Annotated in this window: 18 protein-coding genes; 8 read left to right on the forward strand and 10 right to left on the reverse strand. The window is 60.2% G+C overall.

Going from position 1 to position 20,128, the window contains the following annotated elements; genetic code table 11:
- Positions 1 to 11: 11 nt before the first annotated feature.
- Positions 12 to 146 (reverse strand): 50S ribosomal protein L34, encoded by a 135-nt coding sequence (gene rpmH, locus OC71_RS27235; RefSeq protein ID WP_003213577.1) that lies wholly within the window; start codon positions 144 to 146, stop codon positions 12 to 14.
- A gap of 566 nt (positions 147 to 712) precedes the next feature.
- Here rpmH and dnaA point away from each other — a divergent pair.
- From dnaA to gyrB, 4 genes are read left to right on the forward strand one after another with little or no spacing between them, the layout of a single operon-like run.
- Positions 713 to 2,236, forward strand: a complete 1,524-nt coding sequence (gene dnaA, locus OC71_RS22640) for a chromosomal replication initiator protein DnaA (protein WP_041073598.1) — start codon at positions 713 to 715, stop codon at positions 2,234 to 2,236.
- Positions 2,237 to 2,275: 39 nt separating this feature from the next.
- Entirely contained in the window at positions 2,276 to 3,379 is a 1,104-nt protein-coding gene (gene dnaN, locus OC71_RS22645; protein WP_003220202.1) for a DNA polymerase III subunit beta, read from the forward strand.
- Positions 3,380 to 3,393: 14 nt separating this feature from the next.
- On the forward strand, positions 3,394 to 4,497 hold the full coding sequence (gene recF / locus OC71_RS22650; protein WP_003220208.1) for a DNA replication/repair protein RecF: 1,104 nt from the start codon (positions 3,394 to 3,396) through the stop codon (positions 4,495 to 4,497).
- A gap of 5 nt (positions 4,498 to 4,502) precedes the next feature.
- Positions 4,503 to 6,920: a DNA topoisomerase (ATP-hydrolyzing) subunit B gene (gene gyrB / locus OC71_RS22655; RefSeq protein ID WP_007960764.1), complete on the forward strand. Its 2,418-nt coding sequence runs from the start codon at positions 4,503 to 4,505 to the stop codon at positions 6,918 to 6,920.
- A gap of 135 nt (positions 6,921 to 7,055) precedes the next feature.
- On the opposite strand, the gene OC71_RS22660 is transcribed toward gyrB, so the two are convergent.
- Positions 7,056 to 7,775, reverse strand: a complete 720-nt coding sequence (locus OC71_RS22660; protein WP_041073600.1) for a response regulator transcription factor — start codon at positions 7,773 to 7,775, stop codon at positions 7,056 to 7,058.
- A 168-nt stretch (positions 7,776 to 7,943) separates the two neighbouring features.
- Between OC71_RS22660 and OC71_RS22665 the strand changes: the two genes are divergently transcribed.
- The gene (locus OC71_RS22665; protein ID WP_041073602.1) at positions 7,944 to 9,476 is read left to right on the forward strand and encodes a HAMP domain-containing sensor histidine kinase; all 1,533 of its coding nucleotides are present in this window, start codon (positions 7,944 to 7,946) and stop codon (positions 9,474 to 9,476) included.
- A gap of 167 nt (positions 9,477 to 9,643) precedes the next feature.
- Here the strand turns inward: OC71_RS22665 and OC71_RS22670 are convergent, their stop codons facing one another.
- The 4 genes from OC71_RS22670 to glyQ all read right to left on the reverse strand — a co-directional run bounded on the left by OC71_RS22670 (position 9,644) and on the right by glyQ (position 14,054).
- Positions 9,644 to 10,423 carry a 1-acyl-sn-glycerol-3-phosphate acyltransferase gene (locus OC71_RS22670; protein ID WP_041073604.1) on the reverse strand — a complete coding sequence of 260 codons (780 nt, stop codon included), beginning with the start codon at positions 10,421 to 10,423 and terminating at the stop codon, positions 9,644 to 9,646.
- An 82-nt stretch (positions 10,424 to 10,505) separates the two neighbouring features.
- Positions 10,506 to 11,045 (reverse strand): D-glycero-beta-D-manno-heptose 1,7-bisphosphate 7-phosphatase, encoded by a 540-nt coding sequence (gene gmhB / locus OC71_RS22675; RefSeq protein ID WP_174377011.1) that lies wholly within the window; start codon positions 11,043 to 11,045, stop codon positions 10,506 to 10,508.
- A 4-nt stretch (positions 11,046 to 11,049) separates the two neighbouring features.
- On the reverse strand, positions 11,050 to 13,104 hold the full coding sequence (glyS, locus tag OC71_RS22680; protein WP_041073609.1) for a glycine--tRNA ligase subunit beta: 2,055 nt from the start codon (positions 13,102 to 13,104) through the stop codon (positions 11,050 to 11,052).
- On the reverse strand, positions 13,101 to 14,054 hold the full coding sequence (gene glyQ / locus OC71_RS22685) for a glycine--tRNA ligase subunit alpha (protein ID WP_003187265.1): 954 nt from the start codon (positions 14,052 to 14,054) through the stop codon (positions 13,101 to 13,103). The genes glyS and glyQ overlap by 4 nt, the downstream gene beginning before the upstream one ends.
- A gap of 81 nt (positions 14,055 to 14,135) precedes the next feature.
- On the opposite strand from glyQ, the gene OC71_RS22690 reads away from it, so the two are divergent.
- The 3 genes from OC71_RS22690 (at position 14,136) to OC71_RS22700 (ending at position 15,971) form a co-directional block, all read left to right on the forward strand.
- Positions 14,136 to 14,693 (forward strand): DNA-3-methyladenine glycosylase I, encoded by a 558-nt coding sequence (locus OC71_RS22690; RefSeq protein WP_041073611.1) that lies wholly within the window; start codon positions 14,136 to 14,138, stop codon positions 14,691 to 14,693.
- Between the two features lie 40 nt (positions 14,694 to 14,733).
- Complete coding sequence (locus tag OC71_RS22695; protein ID WP_041073613.1) at positions 14,734 to 15,621, forward strand: lysophospholipid acyltransferase; 888 nt, start codon at positions 14,734 to 14,736, stop codon at positions 15,619 to 15,621.
- A 110-nt stretch (positions 15,622 to 15,731) separates the two neighbouring features.
- Complete coding sequence (locus OC71_RS22700; RefSeq protein WP_041073615.1) at positions 15,732 to 15,971, forward strand: PilZ domain-containing protein; 240 nt, start codon at positions 15,732 to 15,734, stop codon at positions 15,969 to 15,971.
- Position 15,972: 1 nt separating this feature from the next.
- Here the strand turns inward: OC71_RS22700 and OC71_RS22705 are convergent, their stop codons facing one another.
- From OC71_RS22705 to fmt, 4 genes are all read right to left on the reverse strand, one after another.
- Complete coding sequence (locus tag OC71_RS22705) at positions 15,973 to 16,287, reverse strand: tetratricopeptide repeat protein (RefSeq protein WP_007960748.1); 315 nt, start codon at positions 16,285 to 16,287, stop codon at positions 15,973 to 15,975.
- A gap of 167 nt (positions 16,288 to 16,454) precedes the next feature.
- Complete coding sequence (trkA, locus tag OC71_RS22710) at positions 16,455 to 17,831, reverse strand: Trk system potassium transporter TrkA (protein ID WP_003220233.1); 1,377 nt, start codon at positions 17,829 to 17,831, stop codon at positions 16,455 to 16,457.
- Positions 17,832 to 17,853: 22 nt separating this feature from the next.
- A complete protein-coding gene (rsmB, locus tag OC71_RS22715) occupies positions 17,854 to 19,164 on the reverse strand; it encodes a 16S rRNA (cytosine(967)-C(5))-methyltransferase RsmB (RefSeq protein WP_041073618.1) in 1,311 nt (436 codons plus the stop codon).
- Positions 19,161 to 20,120 (reverse strand): methionyl-tRNA formyltransferase, encoded by a 960-nt coding sequence (gene fmt, locus OC71_RS22720; RefSeq protein ID WP_041073620.1) that lies wholly within the window; start codon positions 20,118 to 20,120, stop codon positions 19,161 to 19,163. The genes rsmB and fmt overlap by 4 nt, the downstream gene beginning before the upstream one ends.
- Positions 20,121 to 20,128 lie beyond the last annotated feature (8 nt).

The following is a 20,128-nucleotide window of genomic DNA, read 5'->3' on the forward strand; positions in this document are numbered from 1 at the left end:
GTGCCGGATTATCAAACTGCCAGACGCGCACGACCTTTGGCGCGGCGACGCGACAGGACGGCACGACCGTTCTTGGTAGCCATGCGAGCACGGAAACCGTGGGTACGAGCGCGTTTGATAGTGCTTGGTTGGAAAGTACGTTTCATGTCGTGTTACCTGGTTCGTCCACAACGGGCCGGAATGGCCCCCGTTTTAAGAGACCGGGGATTCTAGAGAAAGCAAGCCTTCAGGTCAATTTCCAACCAGCGTTTCCTTATAAATAGATCTCTGGAGCTCAAGGAACCGAATTCCTGTTTGCCAGACATAAAAATAAAGAAGGGAATTATTTAAAGCTTTTCTGTAAAGCTTGTAAAAGCTAGGACGGCCCTCTTCTGTGGATAACCCTGCTCAGCCCTTATAAAGCGTGATGTACAGAGAATGACAACTACGGTGGAAAACCGTGTTCAGCCTGTGCTGCGCTGTCGGATAACCTGTGTGTGGAATGGCCTTTTATCCACAGGCTGGTTATCCACCGAGTTCCACCCCCAGTTGTCCAGTGTCTTCAGACGCGGTTATCCACAGAGCTTATGCACACACCGTTGGTCGCCTTTTTACCGGTTAACACGTTGATTAATCATGTTCACCACACAACCTGCATGTGGATAACTGGACGGCTCGCCGCTACAATGGCCGCTTGTTTTTGCCTCACCGGCTTTCAACTTAGGGGATATCCGTGTCAGTGGAACTTTGGCAGCAGTGCGTGGAGCTTTTGCGCGAAGAGCTGCCTGCCCAACAATTCAACACCTGGATCCGTCCACTACAGGTCGAAGCCGAAGGCGACGAGTTGCGCGTCTACGCACCGAACCGTTTTGTGCTGGACTGGGTCAACGAAAAGTACCTCGGTCGCGTCCTTGAACTGCTGGATGAGCACGGCAACGGCATGGCGCCAGCGCTTTCCTTATTAATAGGCAGCAAACGCAGCTCGGCACCGCGTGCCGCGCCGAATGCGCCGTTGGCCGCTGCGCAGGTGTCCCAGGCGCAGGCCAATACCGCGCCGGCCAGCGCGCCAGCCCCGGCTCCAAGTGCAGCTCCGGCCAAGCGCTCGACGCAGAAAACCGAGGAAGTCAGTGAAGAGCCGTCCCGCGACAGCTTTGACCCGATGGCCGGTGCGGCTTCGCAACAGGCCCCGGTTCGCGCCGAACAGCGCACAGTGCAGGTCGAAGGCGCGCTCAAGCACACCAGTTACCTGAACCGCACCTTCACTTTCGAGAATTTCGTCGAAGGCAAGTCCAACCAGCTCGCCCGCGCGGCGGCCTGGCAGGTGGCGGACAATCCCAAGCACGGTTACAACCCGCTGTTCCTGTATGGCGGCGTCGGCCTGGGTAAAACCCACTTGATGCACGCGGTGGGTAACCATCTATTAAAGAAGAACCCGAATGCCAAGGTCGTGTACCTGCATTCCGAGCGTTTCGTGGCCGACATGGTCAAGGCGCTGCAACTGAACGCGATCAACGAGTTCAAGCGTTTTTACCGTTCGGTGGACGCCCTGCTGATCGACGACATTCAGTTCTTCGCCCGTAAAGAGCGTTCCCAGGAAGAGTTTTTCCACACCTTCAACGCCCTGCTTGAAGGTGGCCAGCAGGTCATTCTCACCAGTGACCGCTACCCGAAAGAAATCGAAGGCCTTGAAGAGCGCCTCAAGTCCCGCTTCGGCTGGGGCCTGACGGTTGCCGTCGAGCCGCCGGAGCTGGAAACCCGCGTGGCGATCTTGATGAAGAAGGCTGATCAGGCCAAAGTCGAGTTGCCTCACGATGCGGCTTTTTTCATCGCCCAACGAATTCGTTCCAACGTCCGTGAGCTGGAAGGCGCGCTGAAACGCGTGATCGCCCACTCGCACTTCATGGGCCGCGACATCACCATCGAGTTGATCCGCGAATCCCTGAAGGACTTGTTGGCACTGCAGGACAAACTGGTCTCTGTGGATAACATTCAGCGCACCGTCGCCGAGTACTACAAGATCAAGATTTCCGACCTGCTGTCCAAGCGTCGTTCGCGCTCGGTGGCACGTCCGCGTCAGGTGGCCATGGCATTGTCCAAGGAGCTGACCAACCACAGCCTGCCGGAAATCGGCGATGTGTTTGGTGGTCGCGACCACACGACGGTGTTGCACGCCTGCCGCAAGATCAACGAACTTAAGGAATCCGACGCGGACATCCGCGAGGACTACAAGAACCTGCTGCGTACACTGACCACTTGATGAACACCAGCGCAGCTTATTAAGGCAAGGGACTAGACCATGCATTTCACCATTCAACGCGAAGCCCTGTTGAAACCCCTGCAACTGGTCGCAGGCGTCGTCGAGCGCCGACAGACCTTGCCGGTACTGTCCAACGTGCTGTTGGTCGTCGACGGCCAGCAGCTGTCGCTGACCGGTACCGACCTGGAAGTCGAGCTGGTGGGGCGCGTGCAACTCGAAGAACCGGCCGAAACCGGGTCCATCACCGTGCCTGCGCGCAAGCTGATGGACATCTGCAAGAGCCTGCCCAACGACGCACTGATCGACATCAAGGTCGACGAGCAGAAACTGGTGGTGAAGGCCGGTCGTAGCCGTTTCACCCTGTCGACCTTGCCGGCCAACGATTTCCCGACGGTTGAAGAAGGCCCGGGTTCGCTGACCTGCAGCCTGGAGCAGAGCAAACTGCGTCGTTTGATCGAACGCACCAGCTTCGCCATGGCTCAGCAGGACGTGCGCTACTACCTCAACGGCATGCTGCTGGAAGTCTCGGCTGGTGTGATCCGTGCCGTGGCCACCGACGGTCACCGTCTGGCGATGTGCTCGATGCAGGCGGATATCGGTCAGCCGGATCGCCACCAGGTGATCGTGCCGCGCAAAGGTATCCTCGAACTGGCGCGTCTGCTTACCGAGCCGGACGGCAACGTCAGCATCGTTCTGGGTCAGCACCACATCCGCGCCACCACCGGCGAATTCACCTTCACTTCGAAGCTGGTCGACGGCAAGTTCCCGGATTACGAGCGCGTTCTGCCTAAGGGCGGCGACAAGCTGGTATTGGGCGATCGTCAGGCACTGCGTGAAGCCTTCAGCCGTACCGCAATTCTGTCCAACGAGAAATACCGTGGTATCCGTCTGCAACTGGCCAACGGTCAGTTGAAGATCCAGGCCAACAACCCGGAGCAGGAAGAAGCCGAAGAAGAAGTGGGCGTTGAATACAACGGCGGTTCGCTGGAAATCGGCTTCAACGTGAGCTACCTGCTCGACGTGCTGGGCGTGATGACCACCGAACAGGTTCGCCTGATCCTGTCCGACTCCAACAGCAGTGCGCTGGTGCAAGAGTCCGACAATGACGACTCGGCTTATGTTGTCATGCCGATGCGTCTGTAATCAGCTGATCCTGGATGTCGTTAAGTCGTGTTTCGGTCACCGCGGTGCGCAATCTGCACCCGGTGACCTTCTCCCCCTCCCCCCGCATCAACATTCTTTACGGCGCCAACGGCAGCGGCAAAACCAGTGTTCTGGAAGCCATTCATCTGCTGGGGCTTGCCCGTTCGTTTCGTAGCACGCGGCTGTTGCCGGTCATCCAGTACGAGCAACTCGCCTGCACGGTGTTCGGTCAGGTCGAATTGGCCGAGGGTGGCCACAGTGCGTTGGGCATATCTCGCGACCGTCAGGGTGAGTTTCAGATTCGCATCGACGGGCAGAACGCCCGCAGCGCTGCGCAATTGGCCGAGATCCTGCCACTGCAGTTGATCAACCCCGATAGCTTCCGCTTGCTCGAAGGTGCGCCGAAGATTCGCCGGCAGTTTCTCGATTGGGGCGTGTTCCACGTCGAACCGCGTTTCATGGCGACCTGGCAGCGTTTGCAGAAGGCCTTGCGCCAGAGAAACTCCTGGCTGCGGCATGGTACACTTGACGCCGTTTCGCAAGCGGTTTGGGACAGGGAACTGTGCCAGGCCAGCGCTGAAATCGATGAATACCGCCGCGCTTACATCAAAGCCTTGAAACCAGTCTTTGAACAAACCTTGAGCGAACTGGTTGAGCTTGAAGGTTTGACGCTCAGCTATTACCGAGGCTGGGACAAGGACCGGGAATTGAGTGCCGTACTGGCTGGCTCCGTGCAACGGGACCAGCAAATGGGTCATACCCAGGCCGGACCGCAACGGGCTGATTTGCGTCTTAGATTGGGCGCACACAATGCCGCGGACATCTTGTCCCGGGGTCAGCAGAAGCTGGTGGTTTGTGCCTTGCGAATTGCCCAGGGGCATCTGGTGAGCCAGGCCCGACGCGGCCAGTGTATTTATCTGGTGGATGACTTGCCGTCCGAGCTGGACGAGAGCCACCGTCGCGCGCTGTGCCGCTTGCTGGAAGACTTACGCTGCCAGGTTTTCATCACCTGTGTAGATCACGAATTATTGAGGGAAGGCTGGCAGACGGAAACGCCAGTCGCTCTGTTCCACGTGGAACAGGGCCGTATCACCCAGACCCACGACCATCGGGAGTGAAGGCATTGAGCGAAGAAAATACGTACGACTCAACGAGCATTAAAGTGCTGAAAGGCCTGGATGCCGTACGCAAACGTCCCGGTATGTACATTGGTGACACCGACGATGGCAGCGGTCTGCACCACATGGTGTTCGAGGTGGTCGACAACTCGATCGACGAAGCCCTCGCCGGCCACTGCGACGACATCAGCATCATCATCCACCCGGATGAGTCCATCACCGTCAAAGACAACGGCCGTGGCATCCCGGTAGACGTGCACAAAGAGGAAGGCGTTTCCGCCGCCGAGGTCATCATGACCGTCCTCCACGCTGGCGGTAAGTTCGACGATAACTCCTACAAGGTCTCCGGCGGTCTGCACGGTGTAGGTGTGTCGGTCGTGAACGCCCTTTCCGAAGAGCTGGTACTGACCGTACGCCGCAGCGGCAAGATCTGGGAACAGACCTACGTTCACGGCGTGCCTCAGGCACCGATGGCGATCGTTGGCGACAGCGAAACCACCGGCACCCAGATCCACTTCAAGGCGTCCAGCGAAACCTTCAAGAACATTCACTTCAGCTGGGACATCCTGGCCAAGCGCATTCGTGAACTGTCCTTCCTCAACTCCGGTGTCGGCATCGTCCTCAAGGATGAGCGCAGCGGCAAGGAAGAGCTGTTCAAGTACGAAGGCGGCCTGCGTGCGTTCGTTGAATACCTGAACACCAACAAGACTGCGGTCAATCAGGTGTTCCACTTCAACATCCAGCGTGAAGACGGCATTGGCGTGGAAATCGCTCTGCAGTGGAACGACAGCTTCAACGAGAACCTGTTGTGCTTCACCAACAATATTCCACAGCGCGATGGCGGTACTCACCTGGTGGGTTTCCGTTCCGCACTGACGCGTAACCTGAACAACTACATCGAGCAGGAAGGTCTGGCGAAGAAGCACAAAGTCGCCACCACCGGTGACGATGCCCGTGAAGGCCTGACCGCGATCATCTCGGTGAAAGTGCCGGATCCGAAGTTCAGCTCGCAAACCAAAGACAAGCTGGTGTCTTCCGAAGTGAAGACCGCGGTCGAGCAGGAGATGGGTAAGTACTTCTCCGACTTCCTGCTGGAAAACCCTAACGAAGCCAAGCTGGTCGTCGGCAAGATGATCGACGCGGCGCGTGCCCGTGAAGCGGCGCGCAAGGCCCGTGAGATGACCCGCCGCAAAGGCGCGCTGGACATCGCCGGCCTGCCGGGCAAGCTCGCTGACTGCCAGGAAAAAGACCCGGCGCTGTCCGAACTGTACCTCGTGGAAGGTGACTCCGCGGGCGGCTCTGCCAAGCAGGGACGTAACCGCAAGACCCAGGCGATCCTGCCGCTGAAGGGCAAGATCCTCAACGTCGAGAAAGCACGCTTCGACAAGATGATCTCGTCCCAGGAAGTGGGCACCCTGATCACCGCACTGGGCTGCGGCATCGGTCGCGAAGAGTACAACATCGACAAGCTGCGCTATCACAACATCATCATCATGACCGATGCTGACGTCGACGGTTCGCACATCCGTACCCTGCTGCTGACTTTCTTCTTCCGTCAGTTGCCGGAGCTGATCGAGCGCGGTTACATCTACATCGCCCAGCCGCCGCTGTACAAGGTCAAGAAAGGCAAGCAAGAGCAATACATCAAAGACGACGACGCCATGGAAGAGTACATGACGCAGTCGGCCCTGGAAGATGCAAGCCTGCACCTGAACGAAGAGGCCCCGGGCATTTCCGGTGAGGCGCTCGAGCGTCTGGTGAACGACTTCCGCATGGTGATGAAGACCCTCAAGCGTCTGTCGCGCCTGTACCCGCAGGAACTGACCGAGCACTTCATCTACCTGCCAGCCGTGAGCCTGGAAATGCTCGGCGACCACGCCAAGATGCAAGACTGGCTGGCCCAGTACGAAGTGCGTCTGCGCACCGTCGAGAAGTCGGGCCTGGTGTACAAGGCCAGCCTGCGTGAAGACCGTGAACGTGGCGTGTGGCTGCCGGAGGTCGAGCTGATTTCCCACGGTCTGTCGAACTACGTCACCTTCAACCGCGACTTCTTCGGCAGCAACGACTACAAGACCGTCGTCACCCTCGGCGCTCAACTGAGCACCCTGCTCGACGAAGGCGCTTACATCCAGCGCGGCGAGCGCAAGAAAGCCGTCACCGAGTTCAAGGAAGCCCTCGACTGGCTGATGGCTGAAAGCACCAAGCGCCACACCATCCAGCGCTACAAAGGTCTGGGCGAAATGAACCCGGATCAGCTGTGGGAAACCACCATGGACCCAAGCGTGCGCCGCATGCTGAAAGTCACCATCGAAGACGCCATTGGCGCAGACCAGATCTTCAACACCCTGATGGGTGATGCGGTCGAACCTCGCCGTGACTTCATCGAGAGCAATGCGTTGGCGGTATCCAACCTGGATTTCTGATCCCGGTCGGCGTCAAACAAAAAGGCCAACGCTCAAGCGTTGGCCTTTTTGTTGGCAGATCAAAAGATCGCAGCCTGCGGCAGCTCCTACATGGATTACCGGTAGGAGCTGCCGCAGGCTGCGATCTTTTGATTTTTACTCGGATGCAACCGCCACACTCTCCAACCGATACCCATACCCATAAATCGTCAGCAACTGCCAACCTCGATCTGCCGTCAGCCCCAGTTTGTTGCGCAGGCGATAGATGTGCGTATCCAGCGGCCGTGATGACGCGACTTCTTCATGCGGCCAGAAGCGTTCGTACAGATACTCCCGCGATAACGGCCGACCCAGGTTACTGAACAGGCACCGCGCCAGGCGGTACTCACGTTCGGTCATGACGACTGACTTTCCCTCGCGGGTGACACTCAGTTCAGCATCGTCGAAGGTCAGGTCATAGAAGGTCAGGACTTCGGCAGCACTGCTGCGTGGCTGGCTGTGCCGGCGCAGGACGGCGGCGACTCGGGCTTTCAGCTCGTTGGGGCGGAAAGGCTTGCTGACGTAATCGTCGGCGCCGGCGTTCAGCGCCTGGACGATATCGCTTTCGCCGTCGCGGCTGGTCAGCATGATCGCGGCGGGTGGCGACTCCATGTGTTCGCGGGTCCAGCGCAGCAGCGCCAGGCCAGTGATGTCGGGCAGTTGCCAGTCGAGGATCAGCAAGTCGAAGGTGTCCCGACGCAACTGGCGCAACAGGTCCTCACCCCGTTCAAAGCTGTGCAGCGACCAAGGCTGCTCTCCCACTGCAGCCATCTGCTGCAGGGTTTGCTCGACCCGACGCAGTTCGGCGGGTTCATCATCCAGTATCGCAACGCGCATACGCGTGGGTTCCTTGTTGCTTGGGCAGTGGCCGGCCACGTTAACGGCTCGGCCTGAGCAATAAAAGTAAGCCGTTCACCATCGGTCGACGTCCGCTATGATTCTTCGGATCTACATCCTCAGACCTGTGGCCCATGAAACCATTCACTGTCCCCTGCCCTGTTTGTCATGATTAGCCCGCGTCGGCGTGAAAGCCGCGAGCCGAGTCAGGTTCAGCGCCTGTTTCGGCGATTGGTGCGTGAGTGGTTGTGGATAAGTCTAGTGCTGTTGCCGCTGACTGCCCTGTTGTCGTATCGCGCGCAGATTAATCTGCACGATGCGTCACCGGTTTGGAGCGCGTTGCTTTCGGCGGGATGGGTGGCGGTTGTCCTCGGTTTGCTGCCGTGGCGTCCGCGCTGGGCGATCTGGGTAACGCTGGGTGGGGTGGCGGGTGTGTTGCTCACCAGCGCCGCACTAGCGGAAGTTCGTCACTGGTGGTCACCGACGCCGGCAGCGCTTGGCATATTGTTCGGCTACCTGGTCTGGAACTGGCGGCGCCTGAGCGTGGTGCTGACGTACTTTGGCTGGGAGCTGGCACGGCTGGATCGCGAGCCGAAAGTATTCCCGGAACGGCGCCGCGCGCAATTCACCAGCGCTGACCAGCTGCAGGGCCAAATCATGGCACTGGAGCAAGCCATGAGCCGCACGCGCGATACCCGGCGCTTCATTGCCGACGGTCTGGAATACCTGCCGGTGGCGACACTGATCAGCGATCCCAAGGGGCAGATACTGCTCGGCAATCGCAAGGCGCGGGTATTGTTTGATCACCCGCTGGTTGGCGACGACGTCCTCGAGCATCTGGCCCGCCTCGGTTATCCGGAGTTGTCCACAGAACCACGTCCGGCGCTTTCCACCCTGGCGCTGCTGGAGTTTCGCGATCACAAGGAACGCAGCTTGCGTCTGGAACGGGCGGCTTTGCTGCCGGTGGATGGCGATACCCCCATCGGCTGGCTGCTGAGCCTCACAGACCTGAGTGCCGAACGCGCCGCCGAAGAACAGCGTGGGGTCTTGTTGCGGTTTCTTTCCCACGACCTGCGCGCCCCACATTCAGCGATTTTGGCCCTGCTCGATGTGCATCGCCATCAAGCCGGAGCGGACTCACCGCTGTTCGAACAGATCGAGCGCCAGGTACGCCGCGCGTTGGAATTGACCGATGGTTTCGTGTTGCTGGCCCGTGCGGAATCCGAGGCTTACCAGTTTCAACCCAGTCTGTTCGCGATGCTGGTGCTGGACGTGCTGGATCAGGCGCTGCCCATTGCTCAGCAGAAAAGCATCAAACTGTTGCACGCGATGGATGAGCAATCCCAGGAACGCCTGATCAGCGCGGATCAAGGCCTGTTGACCCGGGCCTTGTTCAACCTGTTGGAAAACGCCATCAAGTACAGCCCGGCAGGCACCACGATTCAGTTGAGCGTCAGTTGCCAAGGCGAGTGGCTGTGCTGTGAATTGACCGATCAGGGCAAAGGCATTGCCGCCGAGGAACTGCCGGATCTGTTCACTCAATACCGACGATTTTCATCGGCGCAGGGAATTGATGGTATCGGGCTGGGGCTGTCGATGGTCAAGGCAGTGATTGATCATCATGGCGGTCGCATCGAGTGCCACAGCATCGTCGATCAAGGCACTACGTTCCGGCTGCAGCTACCGTTGATGGCCGAGTGAACAGGCACAAAAAACCGGCTATATCAGCCGGTTTCTTTACTTCCGAAAAAAACTTATGCACCTTTTACGGTATTTTATGAGCTTGAGAAATATATAAGTAAATCAATAAGTTACTTTCAATATTCAGGCTTTTTCTACAAAACCGTACACAGGTTATCCACAAAATCTCAGACAGCCAGCTGATCATTCGCGGCAGGTGCCTGCGGCGCCGGTGGCAGCGAACCCATTTCGCGCTGAGTCTGTTCGTTCCAGGCCTGTACCCGGTCGTTCAGATCGGCGATGGCGCGAGGTCCAGTGCCTTCGGCGTACATCGGCTGACCGATGACCACGGTGATCACACCCGGCGTCTTGCCCCAGCCGATTTTCGGCCAGAACTTGCCGGCATTGTGTGCAATCGGCAGGACCGGAAGCGCCGCATTCACCGCCAAGGCGCTGCCACTGCGCGAGAACTTGCCAATAGTGCCGTGGGGAACGCGGGTGCCTTCCGGGAAGATCAATACCCAGACGTTGTCCTTGAGCAGTTCATCACCTTTGGCTGCGACTTGCTTGAGTGCGGCTTTCGGGTTGTCGCGGTCAATCGCGATCGGCCGCAGCATGGCCATGGCCCAGCCGAAGAACGGCACGTACAGCAATTCACGCTTGAGCACCTGGCTCAAGGGCGAGAAATAAGCGGAGAGAAAGAACGTCTCCCAGGTGCTCTGGTGGTTCGACTGAATCACACAGGGCCGGTCCGGCACGTTTTCCGCGCCTTTGATTTCGTAACGAATGCCGAGAAACACCTTGGTCAACCACAAGGCGCAACGGCACCAGTACACGTTGATAAAACGATAACGCGCCTTGAACGGCAGAAAGGGCGCGATAAAAAAGCTCAGGCTGCACCACAGCAAGGCAGTGGTGCCCAGCAGCAGGTAAAAGAGAAAAATTCTGATGGCCTGCAGTATCGACATGGCGACGTTTACCGTTACGGGCACTGCCCGACTGTTCAAGCGCACTCCCGATCAATCCCTGGTCAGGAACTTCAGAAGCACTCTAGTTGTGGATAAGTTCTGCGGCAATCGCCGCCAGATCGTCAAAAATCAGGGTGCCGACCGGAAGGGTCTTGCCCAGAGTTTTTTCGCCTTTCCCGGTCTTTACCAAAACGGGCTGTGAATCGACGGCTTTGGCGGCCTCCAGGTCACCAAGGCTGTCGCCGACGAACCAGACATTCGTCAGCGCCACGTTGTAATGCGCCGCGATGGTTTGCAACATCCCCGGTTTCGGCTTGCGACAGTCGCAACCTTCATCCGGCCCGTGCGGGCAATACACGATCAGCCCGACTTCACCGCCCTGCTCCGCCACCAGCGCGCGCAAGCGCGCGTGCATGGCGTCGAGGGTGGCGAGGTCGTAATAGCCGCGAGCAATACCCGACTGGTTGGTGGCCACCGCCACCGTCCAGCCGGCCTTGCTCAACTGCGCAATCGCTGCGATCGAGCCGGGCAGCGGAATCCACTCTTCCACCGACTTGATGTAAGCATCGGAGTCGTAATTGATCACTCCGTCCCGATCGAGAATCAGCAGTTTCAACAGCAGTCCCTCAACCCAGCAGCGAAATGTCGGCAACCCCGAGGAACAGACCACGCAGGCGCGCCAGCAGCGCGTAGCGGTTGGCCCGGACCTTGGCGTCTTCGGCATTGACCATGACGGCGTCGAAGAACGCATCTACCGGTTCGCGCAATGCCGCCAGACGCGCCAGCGATTCGTTGTACTGACGCGCTGCGGCCATTGGCTGCACCGCTTGATCCGCTTGCTGGATCGCCGAATACAGCGAGAACTCGTTGGCGTTGTCGAAGTATTTGGCCTCGACCACGGTCGGCACCGAGCCTTCGACTTTGCTCAACAGGTTCGATACACGCTTGTTGACCGCCGCCAGCGCCGCCGCTTCCGGCAGTTTGCGGAAGGCCTGTACCGCTTGTACACGCTGGTCGAAGTCCAGCGCCGAACCCGGCTTCAGGGCACGGACCGACAGGTAAGTGGCAACATCCACGCCTTCGTCTTCGTAACGCGCCCGCAGACGGTCGAAGATGAATTCCAGCACCGAATCGGCCAGACCGGCAGCCTTGACCTTGGCGCCGAACGCAGTCACGGCGAAGGCCACGGCGTCGTTCAAGTCCAGATCCAGTTGTTTCTCGATCAGGATGCGCAGCACACCCAGCGCCGCACGGCGCAGGGCATACGGGTCTTTGCTGCCGGTTGGCAGCATGCCGATACCGAAGATACCGACCAGAGTGTCGAGTTTGTCGGCGATCGCGACAGCGGCACCGGTCAGGGTCGCCGGCAGTTCAGCACCGGCACCGCGTGGCATGTACTGCTCGTTCAGCGCCAGCGCGACATCTTCCGGCTCGCCGTCATTGAGCGCGTAGTAGTAACCGGCGACACCTTGCATCTCCGGGAACTCGCCGACCATTTCGGTGGCCAGGTCGCACTTCGACAGCAAGCCGGCACGGGCCGCCCACGAAGCGTTGCCGCCGATGCGCGCGGCAATGTATGCCGCCAGTTTCGAAACGCGCTCGGCTTTGTCGTAGACGCTGCCGAGTTTTTCCTGGAACACCACGTTCTGCAGGCGCAGGTTGAAATCTTCGAGTTTCTGCTTCTTGTCTTGCTTGAAGAAGAACTCGGCGTCGGTCAGACGTGGGCGAACCACTTTCTCGTTACCGGCGATGATCTGCTGCGGGTCTTTGGATTCGATGTTCGCCACGGTGATGAAACGCGGCAGCAACTTGCCCTCGGCATCCAGCAGGCAGAAGTACTTCTGATTGTCCTGCATGGTGGTGATCAGCGCTTCCTGCGGCACGTCGAGGAAACGTTCCTCGAACGAGCACACCAGCGGCACCGGCCATTCAACCAGCGCGGTCACTTCGTCGAGCAGCGCCGGAGGCACGATTGCAGTGCCTTCCTGACGGGTCGCCAGCTCTTCGGTGCGCTTGCTGATGATCTCGCGACGCTCGTTGGCGTCGGCCAATACATAAGCAGCACGCAGGTCGGCCAGGTAGCTCGACGGCGAACCGATGCGCACGCTTTCCGGGTGATGGAAACGGTGACCACGGGAGTCGCGGCCAGCCTTCTGCGCGAGGATGGTGCAGTCGATGACCTGGTCACCGAGCAGCATCACCAGCCACTGGGTCGGACGCACGAACTCTTCCTTGCGCGCCCCCCAACGCATGCGTTTCGGGATCGGCAGGTCGTTCAGCGAATCTTCGACGATGGTCGGCAGCAGGCTCGCGGTCGGCTTGCCGGCGATGTTCTGGCTGTAGCGCAGTTTCGGACCGCTCTGGTCGATTTCGCTCAGCTCGACGCCGCACTTCTTGGCGAAGCCCAGGGCGGCCTGAGTCGGGTTGCCTTCAGCGTCGAAAGCGGCCTGACGTGGCGGGCCGTCGAGGTTGATGCTGCGATCCGGCTGCTGGGTGGCCAGCGCCGTGATCAGCACGGCCAGACGCCGTGGTGCGGCGTAGACGGTTTTGCTTTCGTAGCTCAGGCCGGCAGCTTGCAGGCCCTTGTCGATACCGGCGAGGAACGCTTCAGCCAGGGTGTTGAGGGCTTTTGGCGGCAGTTCTTCGGTGCCCAGTTCAACCAGAAAATCTTGAGCACTCATTGTGCAGCCTCCAGCTTGGCCAGTACTTCGTCACGCAGGTCCGGGGTCGCCATCGGGAAGCCCAGCTTGGCGCGCGCCAGCAGGTAGGCTTGCGCAACGGAACGCGCCAGGGTGCGAACGCGCAGAATATATTGCTGACGCGCGGTCACCGAGATCGCCCGGCGCGCATCCAGCAGGTTGAAGGTGTGCGAGGCCTTCAGGACCATTTCGTAGCTTGGCAACGGCAGCGGCTGGTCGAGTTCGATCAGGCGCTTGGCTTCGCTTTCATAGAAGTCGAAAAGTTCGAACAGTTTGTCGACGTTGGCGTGTTCGAAGTTGTAGGTGGACTGCTCCACTTCGTTCTGGTGGAACACGTCGCCGTAGGTCACTTTGCCGAACGGACCGTCAGCCCAGACCAGGTCGTAGACCGAATCCACGCCCTGCAGGTACATGGCCAGACGTTCCAGACCGTAAGTGATCTCGCCGGTCACCGGGTAGCACTCGATGCCGCCAGCCTGCTGGAAGTAAGTGAACTGAGTCACTTCCATGCCGTTGAGCCAGACTTCCCAGCCCAGACCCCAGGCGCCGAGGGTCGGCGATTCCCAGTTGTCTTCGACGAAGCGAATGTCGTGGACCAGCGGGTCCAGGCCGACATGCTTGAGCGAGCCCAGGTACAGTTCCTGGAAATTGTCCGGGTTCGGCTTCAGGACCACCTGGAACTGATAGTAGTGCTGCAGACGGTTCGGGTTTTCCCCGTAGCGGCCGTCAGTCGGACGGCGGCTTGGCTGCACGTACGCGGCGTTCCAGGTTTCCGGGCCGATGGCGCGCAGGAAGGTCGCGGTGTGGAAAGTGCCGGCGCCTACTTCCATATCGTAGGGCTGAAGTACCACACAACCTTGCTCGGCCCAGTATTGCTGGAGCGCGAGGATCAAGTCTTGGAAGGTACGCACGGCTGGCGTAGGCTGGCTCACGAAATTCACCTGTTTCTTGGGCTGCGATTTAAAGAGCGGGAGTATACCCGATTCAGTCGCACCTCCACCCCCTGGAGCCTTATGCCACGCTGCTTTTGGTGTACCGAAGATCCGCTGTACATGGCTTATCACGATCAGGAGTGGGGCACGCCGCTACGCGATGCGCAGGGTTTGTTCGAGTTGCTTTTGCTCGAAGGGTTCCAGGCCGGGCTGTCGTGGATCACCGTGCTGCGTAAACGCGAGCGCTACCGCGAGGTGTTGTACGGCTTCGACGTGCAGCGCGTGGCGCAGATGAGCGACGCCGAGATCTATGAACTGATGCTCGATCCGGGGATCATCCGCAACCGCCTCAAACTCAATGCCGCCCGGCGCAATGCCCAGGCCTGGCTGGCGCTGGAAGACCCGGTGGCCTTCCTCTGGTCGTTTGTCGGCGACCGCCCGATCATCAATCATTTCAAGGATCGCAGCGAAGTCCCGGCGATCACGCCCGAAGCGCTGGCCATGAGCAAGGCCCTGAAAAAGGCCGGCTTCACCTTCGTTGGCCCAACCATTTGCTACGCACTGATGCAGGCTTCGGGCATGGTCATGGATCACACTCAGGACTGTGACCGCTACGCGCAGCTGGTCAACGGCGGTTAGAATGGCCGCCTCGCGCACAGCACAAAATCAGGAGTGACCTGTGGAAAAGTTTAAAGGCGCCTTGCTGGTAGGCGCTCTGCGGCTGTTTGCCCTGCTGCCATGGCGGGCCGTGCAGGCCGTGGGTTCGGCGATCGGCTGGATCATGTGGAAAACCCCCAACCGTTCCCGCGACGTGGTGCGGATCAACCTTTCCAAATGTTTTCCACAGATGGATCCGGCCGAACGCGAGCGCCTGGTCGGCCAGAGCCTGAAAGACATCGGCAAGTCCCTGACCGAAAGCGCCTGCGCCTGGATCTGGCCGGCCCAGCGTTCGATCGATCTGGTGCGCGAAGTTGAGGGCCTCGACATCCTCAAGGAGGCGCTGGCCTCGGGCAAAGGGGTGGTCGGCATCACCAGCCATCTGGGCAACTGGGAAGTGCTCAACCACTTCTATTGCAGCCAGTGCAAACCGATCATTTTCTACCGCCCGCCAAAGCTCAAGGCGGTGGATGAATTGCTGCGCAAGCAACGCGTGCAACTGGGCAACAAAGTCGCTGCTTCCACCAAGGAAGGCATCCTCAGCGTGATCAAGGAAGTGCGCAAAGGTGGTGCAGTGGGCATTCCGGCTGACCCGGAACCGGCCGAGTCCGCAGGGATCTTCGTGCCGTTCTTCGCCACCCAGGCACTGACCAGCAAATTCGTGCCGAACATGCTCGCCGGCGGCAAAGCGGTCGGCGTGTTTCTGCATGCCCTGCGTCTGCCGGACGGTTCCGGCTACAAAGTGATCCTCGAGGCGGCGCCCGAAGCCATGTACAGCACCGATACCGAGGAGTCCTGTGCGGCCATGAGCAAAGTGGTCGAGCGCTATGTCGCGGCGTATCCGAGCCAGTACATGTGGAGCATGAAGCGCTTCAAGAAACGCCCGCCGGGCGAAGCGCGCTGGTACTGAGCAAGTTGGCACACTCTGTGGATAACCTGCAGGAGCTGCCGCAGGCTGCGATCTTTTGATCCAGCTTCTGCGGCTTATCCACAGCCTCGTTCATACAAGGGCGCATAAAGATGTCCGAACAACGCAAATCCTTCCGCATCAAGATCACCCACGACAGCTTCGGTGAGTGCCTGGGGCAGACGCGCAATCTGTCGGCCACCGGCGTGTATGTCCAGCATCCAGGCCTGGCTTCGTTGCCCAAAGGCGCGGTGGTTTATGGTCAGGTGCAGGGTTTACCCACAGGCGCGCCACGGGTGCGAATGGAAGTGGTCACGGTGGATGCCGAGGGCATTGGCCTGCGCTATCTCTAGCTTATTGCGCCTGGCGGTCGAGCTTCTTCAGAAACACGGTCATTTCCTTTTCGGCCTGCTTGTCGCCATGGGCGCGGGCGGCTTCCAGACCTTGCTCCCACGCCTGCCGCGCGGCGGCGTGCTCGCCCAGTGCAAGCTGAGCCTTGCCCAATAGTTTCCACGCCGCCGAGTACTTCGGGTCGAAACCGACACAGCGCTGGAAATGCTCGGCTGCCTTGGCGTTCTCTCCCAAATCCAGATAACCCTTGCCCAGGCCAAAGCGCAGCAATGAGTTATCCACACCCTTGGCGAGCATTTTTTCCAGGGATTCGAGCATCGGTGGAGTCCTTTTCTAGTGCTTCAGAAAGATCTGCGGTGCCGCCATCGTTGGCAAGCCAGCTCCCACAAGGATCTCGGGTGCACATCACATTTGTGAACAACCGAAAAACCTGTGGGAGCTGGCTTGCCAGCGATGGGGCCAATGAAGGCACCGCTCATTCAGGATCAGAAGAAGCTCAGACCCACATGAAACAGCTTCTCCACATCGCGGATATGCTTTTTATCCACAAGGAACAGAATCACATGGTCACCCGTTTCGATCACCGTATCGTCGTGGGCGATGATCACTTCTTCGTTGCGGATGATCGCGCCAATCGTGCTGCCCGGCGGCAGGCCGATTTTCTCGATCGGCCGGCCGATGACCTTGCTCGACTTCGCATCGCCGTGGGCAATCGCCTCAATGGCTTCCGCCGCACCCCGACGCAGTGAATGCACACTGACGATATCGCCACGCCGTACGTGAGCGAGCAAAGTGCCGATGGTCGCCAGTTGCGGACTGATGGCGATGTCGATGTCGCCCCCCTGAATCAGGTCGACGTACGCCGGGTTGTTGATAATCGTCATCACCTTCTTCGCCCCCAGCCGTTTGGCCAGCAGCGACGACATGATGTTGGCTTCGTCATCGTTGGTCAGCGCGAGGAAGATGTCGGCGTCGGCAATGTTCTCTTCCAGCAGCAGATCACGGTCCGACGCGCTGCCCTGCAACACCACGGTGCTGTCGAGGGTGTCGGAGAGATAACGGCAGCGTGCCGGGTTCATTTCGATGATCTTTACTTGATAACGGCTTTCGATGGCCTCGGCCAGACGCTCGCCGATCTGCCCGCCACCGGCAATCACGATGCGCTTGTAGGTTTCGTCGAGACGGCGCATTTCGCTCATCACCGCGCGAATATTCTCACGGGCGGCGATGAAGAAAACTTCGTCATCGGCCTCGATCACCGTATCGCCCTGCGGCAGGATCGGTCGGTCCCGGCGGAAAATCGCCGCGACACGCGTCTCGACATTCGGCATGTGCTCGCGCAACTGGCGCAGTTGCTGGCCCACCAGCGGTCCGCCGTAATAGGCGCGCACCGCCACCAGTTGCGCCTGGCCTTCGGCGAAATCGATCACTTGCAGCGCGCCCGGATGCTGGATCAGACGCTTGATGTAGTTGGTCACCACTTGCTCGGGGCTGATCAGCACGTCGACCGGAATCGCTTCATTCTGGAACAGCTGTTCTTCGCGATTGAGGTAGGACGCTTCGCGCACCCGGGCGATCTTGGTCGGGGTGTGGAACAGCGTGTGCGCGACCTGGCAGGCGACCATGTTGGTTTCGTCGCTGTTGGTCACCGCCACGAGCATATCGGCATCGTCGGCGCCGGCCTGACGCAATACCGACGGCAGCGAGCCGCGGCCCTGAATGGTGCGGATGTCGAGACGGTCGCCGAGGTCGCGCAGGCGCTCGCCGTCGGTGTCGACCACGGTGATGTCGTTGGCTTCGCTCGCCAGGTGTTCGGCCAGCGAACCGCCGACCTGCCCCGCACCGAGGATGATGATTTTCATCCAGTCACTCCGTTGAATCCGTTTAGCCGCGCGCGGCAGCGATCTTGATCAGCTTGGCGTAGTAGAACCCGTCATGCCCGCCCTGCTGGGCCAGCAATTGGCGACCGTGGGGCTGTTTGATCCCGGCGGTGGTCGCCAGATCCAGTTCGCGGGCACCCGGCGTGCGCTCGAGAAACGCGGCGATGACGTCGGTGTTCTCGGTTGGCAAGGTCGAGCAAGTGGCGTAGAGCAAAATGCCGCCGACTTCGAGGGTTTTCCACAGGGCGTCGAGCAGCTCGCCTTGCAGCTGTGCGAGGGCAGCGATGTCGTCGGCCTGACGAGTCAGCTTGATGTCCGGGTGGCGGCGGATCACGCCGGTGGCCGAGCATGGCGCGTCGAGCAGGATGCGCTGGAACGGCTTGCCGTCCCACCACGCTGCGGTGTCGCGTCCGTCAGCGGCGATCAGTTCGGCGCTCAGGCCCAGTCGCTCAAGGTTTTCCTTCACCCGCACCAGACGTTTGGCTTCCAGATCCACGGCCACCACGCCGGCCAGCGCCGATTCGGCTTCGAGGATGTGGCAGGTCTTGCCACCCGGAGCGCAGCAAGCGTCGAGTACGCGCTGGCCGGGGGCGAGATCGAGCAGATCGGCGGCCAATTGCGCCGCTTCGTCCTGCACGCTGATCCAGCCTTCGGCAAAACCCGGCAGGCTGCGCACGTCGGTGGCGGCTTCGAGGACGATGCCGTCGCGGCTGTAAACACACGGCGTGGCAGCGATGCCAGCGTCGCTGAGCAAGCCAAGGTAGGCGTCGCGGCCATGATGTCGGCGGTTGACCCGGAGGATCATCGGCGGATGCGCGTTATTCGCCGCGCAGATCGCTTCCCATTGTTCCGGCCAGAAGGCTTTCAGGGATTTTTGCAGCCAGCGCGGGTGGGCGGTGCGCACCACCGGGTCGCGCTCAAGTTCCGCGAAAATCGTCTCGCTTTCGCGCTGGGCGTTGCGCAGCACGGCATTGAGCAACCCCTTGGCCCACGGCTTTTTCAGCTTATCGGCGCAACCGACGGTTTCGCCGATGGCCGCGTGCGGCGGCACGCGGGTGTAGAGCAGTTGATAGAGACCGACCAGCAGCAACGCCTCGACATCGGCGTCGGCAGCCTTGAACGGCTTCTGCAAAAGCTTTTCCGCCAGTGCCGACAGCCGTGGCTGCCAGCGCGCAGTACCGAACGCCAGATCCTGAGTGAAACCGCGATCACGGTCTTCGACCTTGTCCAGTTGCGTCGGCAGGGAGCTGTTCAGCGATGCCTTGCCACTGAGCACGGCGGCGAGTGCCTTGGCGGCGGCCAGACGCGGGTTCATTGTGCGTCCACCACGGCGCCGAGCACGGTGCCGACGGCGAATTTCTCGCGGCGGCTGTTGAACAGATCGGCGAAGTTCAGCGCCTTGCCGCCGGGCAGTTGCAGGCGGGTCAGGCACAGCGCCTGCACACCGCAGGCGACGATCAGACCGTCCTTGCTGGCGCTGAGGATTTCACCCGGTGCGCCTTTGCCGTCAGCCAGCGTTGCGGCCAGCACTTTCAGCGCTTCACCATTGAGGGTGCTGTGGGTGATCGGCCATGGGTTGAAAGCGCGGACCAGACGCTCCAGTTCGACCGCCGGACGGCTCCAGTCGAGGCGCGCTTCGTCTTTGTTCAGTTTGTGGGCGTAGGTGGCGAGCTCGTCGTTCTGCACTTCGCCTTCGAGGGTTCCGGCGGCCAGACCGGCAATTGCCTGGACCACGGCGGGCGGACCCATTTCGGCGAGGCGGTCGTGCAGCGTGCCGCCGGTGTCGTTGGCGCTGATCGGGGTCACGACCTTGAGCAGCATCGGTCCGGTGTCGAGGCCCGCTTCCATGCGCATCACGGTCACGCCGCTTTCGGCATCACCGTGTTCCACGGCGCGCTGGATCGGCGCCGCACCGCGCCAGCGTGGCAGCAGCGAAGCGTGGCTGTTGATGCAGCCAAGGCGCGGAATATCCAGCACCGCTTGCGGCAGGATCAGGCCGTAGGCGACCACCACCATCAAGTCCGGCTTCAGTGCGGCGAGTTCAGCCTGTGCCTCAGCGTTGCGCAGGGTCGGCGGCTGCAACACCTGGATATTATTTTCCTGCGCCAACTGCTTAACCGGGCTCGGCATCAGTTTTTGCCCACGACCGGCCGGACGATCCGGTTGGGTGTAGACCGCAACGATCTCGTAAGGGCTGTTCAGCAGGGCCTTGAGATGTTCGGCGGCGAATTCCGGGGTGCCGGCAAAAACGATGCGCAGTGGCTCAGTCATGAAAGGAG

It is taken from the genome of Pseudomonas sp. W15Feb9B, assembly GCF_000828175.1.
Classification (GTDB): domain Bacteria; phylum Pseudomonadota; class Gammaproteobacteria; order Pseudomonadales; family Pseudomonadaceae; genus Aquipseudomonas; species Aquipseudomonas parakoreensis.

Coding starts and splice junctions, on each gene's coding strand:
- OC71_RS22665 (WP_041073602.1), top strand. CDS start 7,944: ATGATTAGCCCGCGTCGGCGTGAAAGCCGCGAGCCGAGTCAGGTTCAG.
- rpmH (WP_003213577.1), bottom strand. CDS start 146: ATGAAACGTACTTTCCAACCAAGCACTATCAAACGCGCTCGTACCCAC.
- dnaN (WP_003220202.1), top strand. CDS start 2,276: ATGCATTTCACCATTCAACGCGAAGCCCTGTTGAAACCCCTGCAACTG.
- OC71_RS22660 (WP_041073600.1), bottom strand. CDS start 7,775: ATGCGCGTTGCGATACTGGATGATGAACCCGCCGAACTGCGTCGGGTC.
- OC71_RS22705 (WP_007960748.1), bottom strand. CDS start 16,287: ATGCTCGAATCCCTGGAAAAAATGCTCGCCAAGGGTGTGGATAACTCA.
- OC71_RS22690 (WP_041073611.1), top strand. CDS start 14,136: ATGCCACGCTGCTTTTGGTGTACCGAAGATCCGCTGTACATGGCTTAT.
- fmt (WP_041073620.1), bottom strand. CDS start 20,120: ATGACTGAGCCACTGCGCATCGTTTTTGCCGGCACCCCGGAATTCGCC.
- rsmB (WP_041073618.1), bottom strand. CDS start 19,164: ATGAACCCGCGTCTGGCCGCCGCCAAGGCACTCGCCGCCGTGCTCAGT.
- trkA (WP_003220233.1), bottom strand. CDS start 17,831: ATGAAAATCATCATCCTCGGTGCGGGGCAGGTCGGCGGTTCGCTGGCC.
- OC71_RS22670 (WP_041073604.1), bottom strand. CDS start 10,423: ATGTCGATACTGCAGGCCATCAGAATTTTTCTCTTTTACCTGCTGCTG.
- recF (WP_003220208.1), top strand. CDS start 3,394: ATGTCGTTAAGTCGTGTTTCGGTCACCGCGGTGCGCAATCTGCACCCG.
- glyS (WP_041073609.1), bottom strand. CDS start 13,104: ATGAGTGCTCAAGATTTTCTGGTTGAACTGGGCACCGAAGAACTGCCG.
- OC71_RS22700 (WP_041073615.1), top strand. CDS start 15,732: ATGTCCGAACAACGCAAATCCTTCCGCATCAAGATCACCCACGACAGC.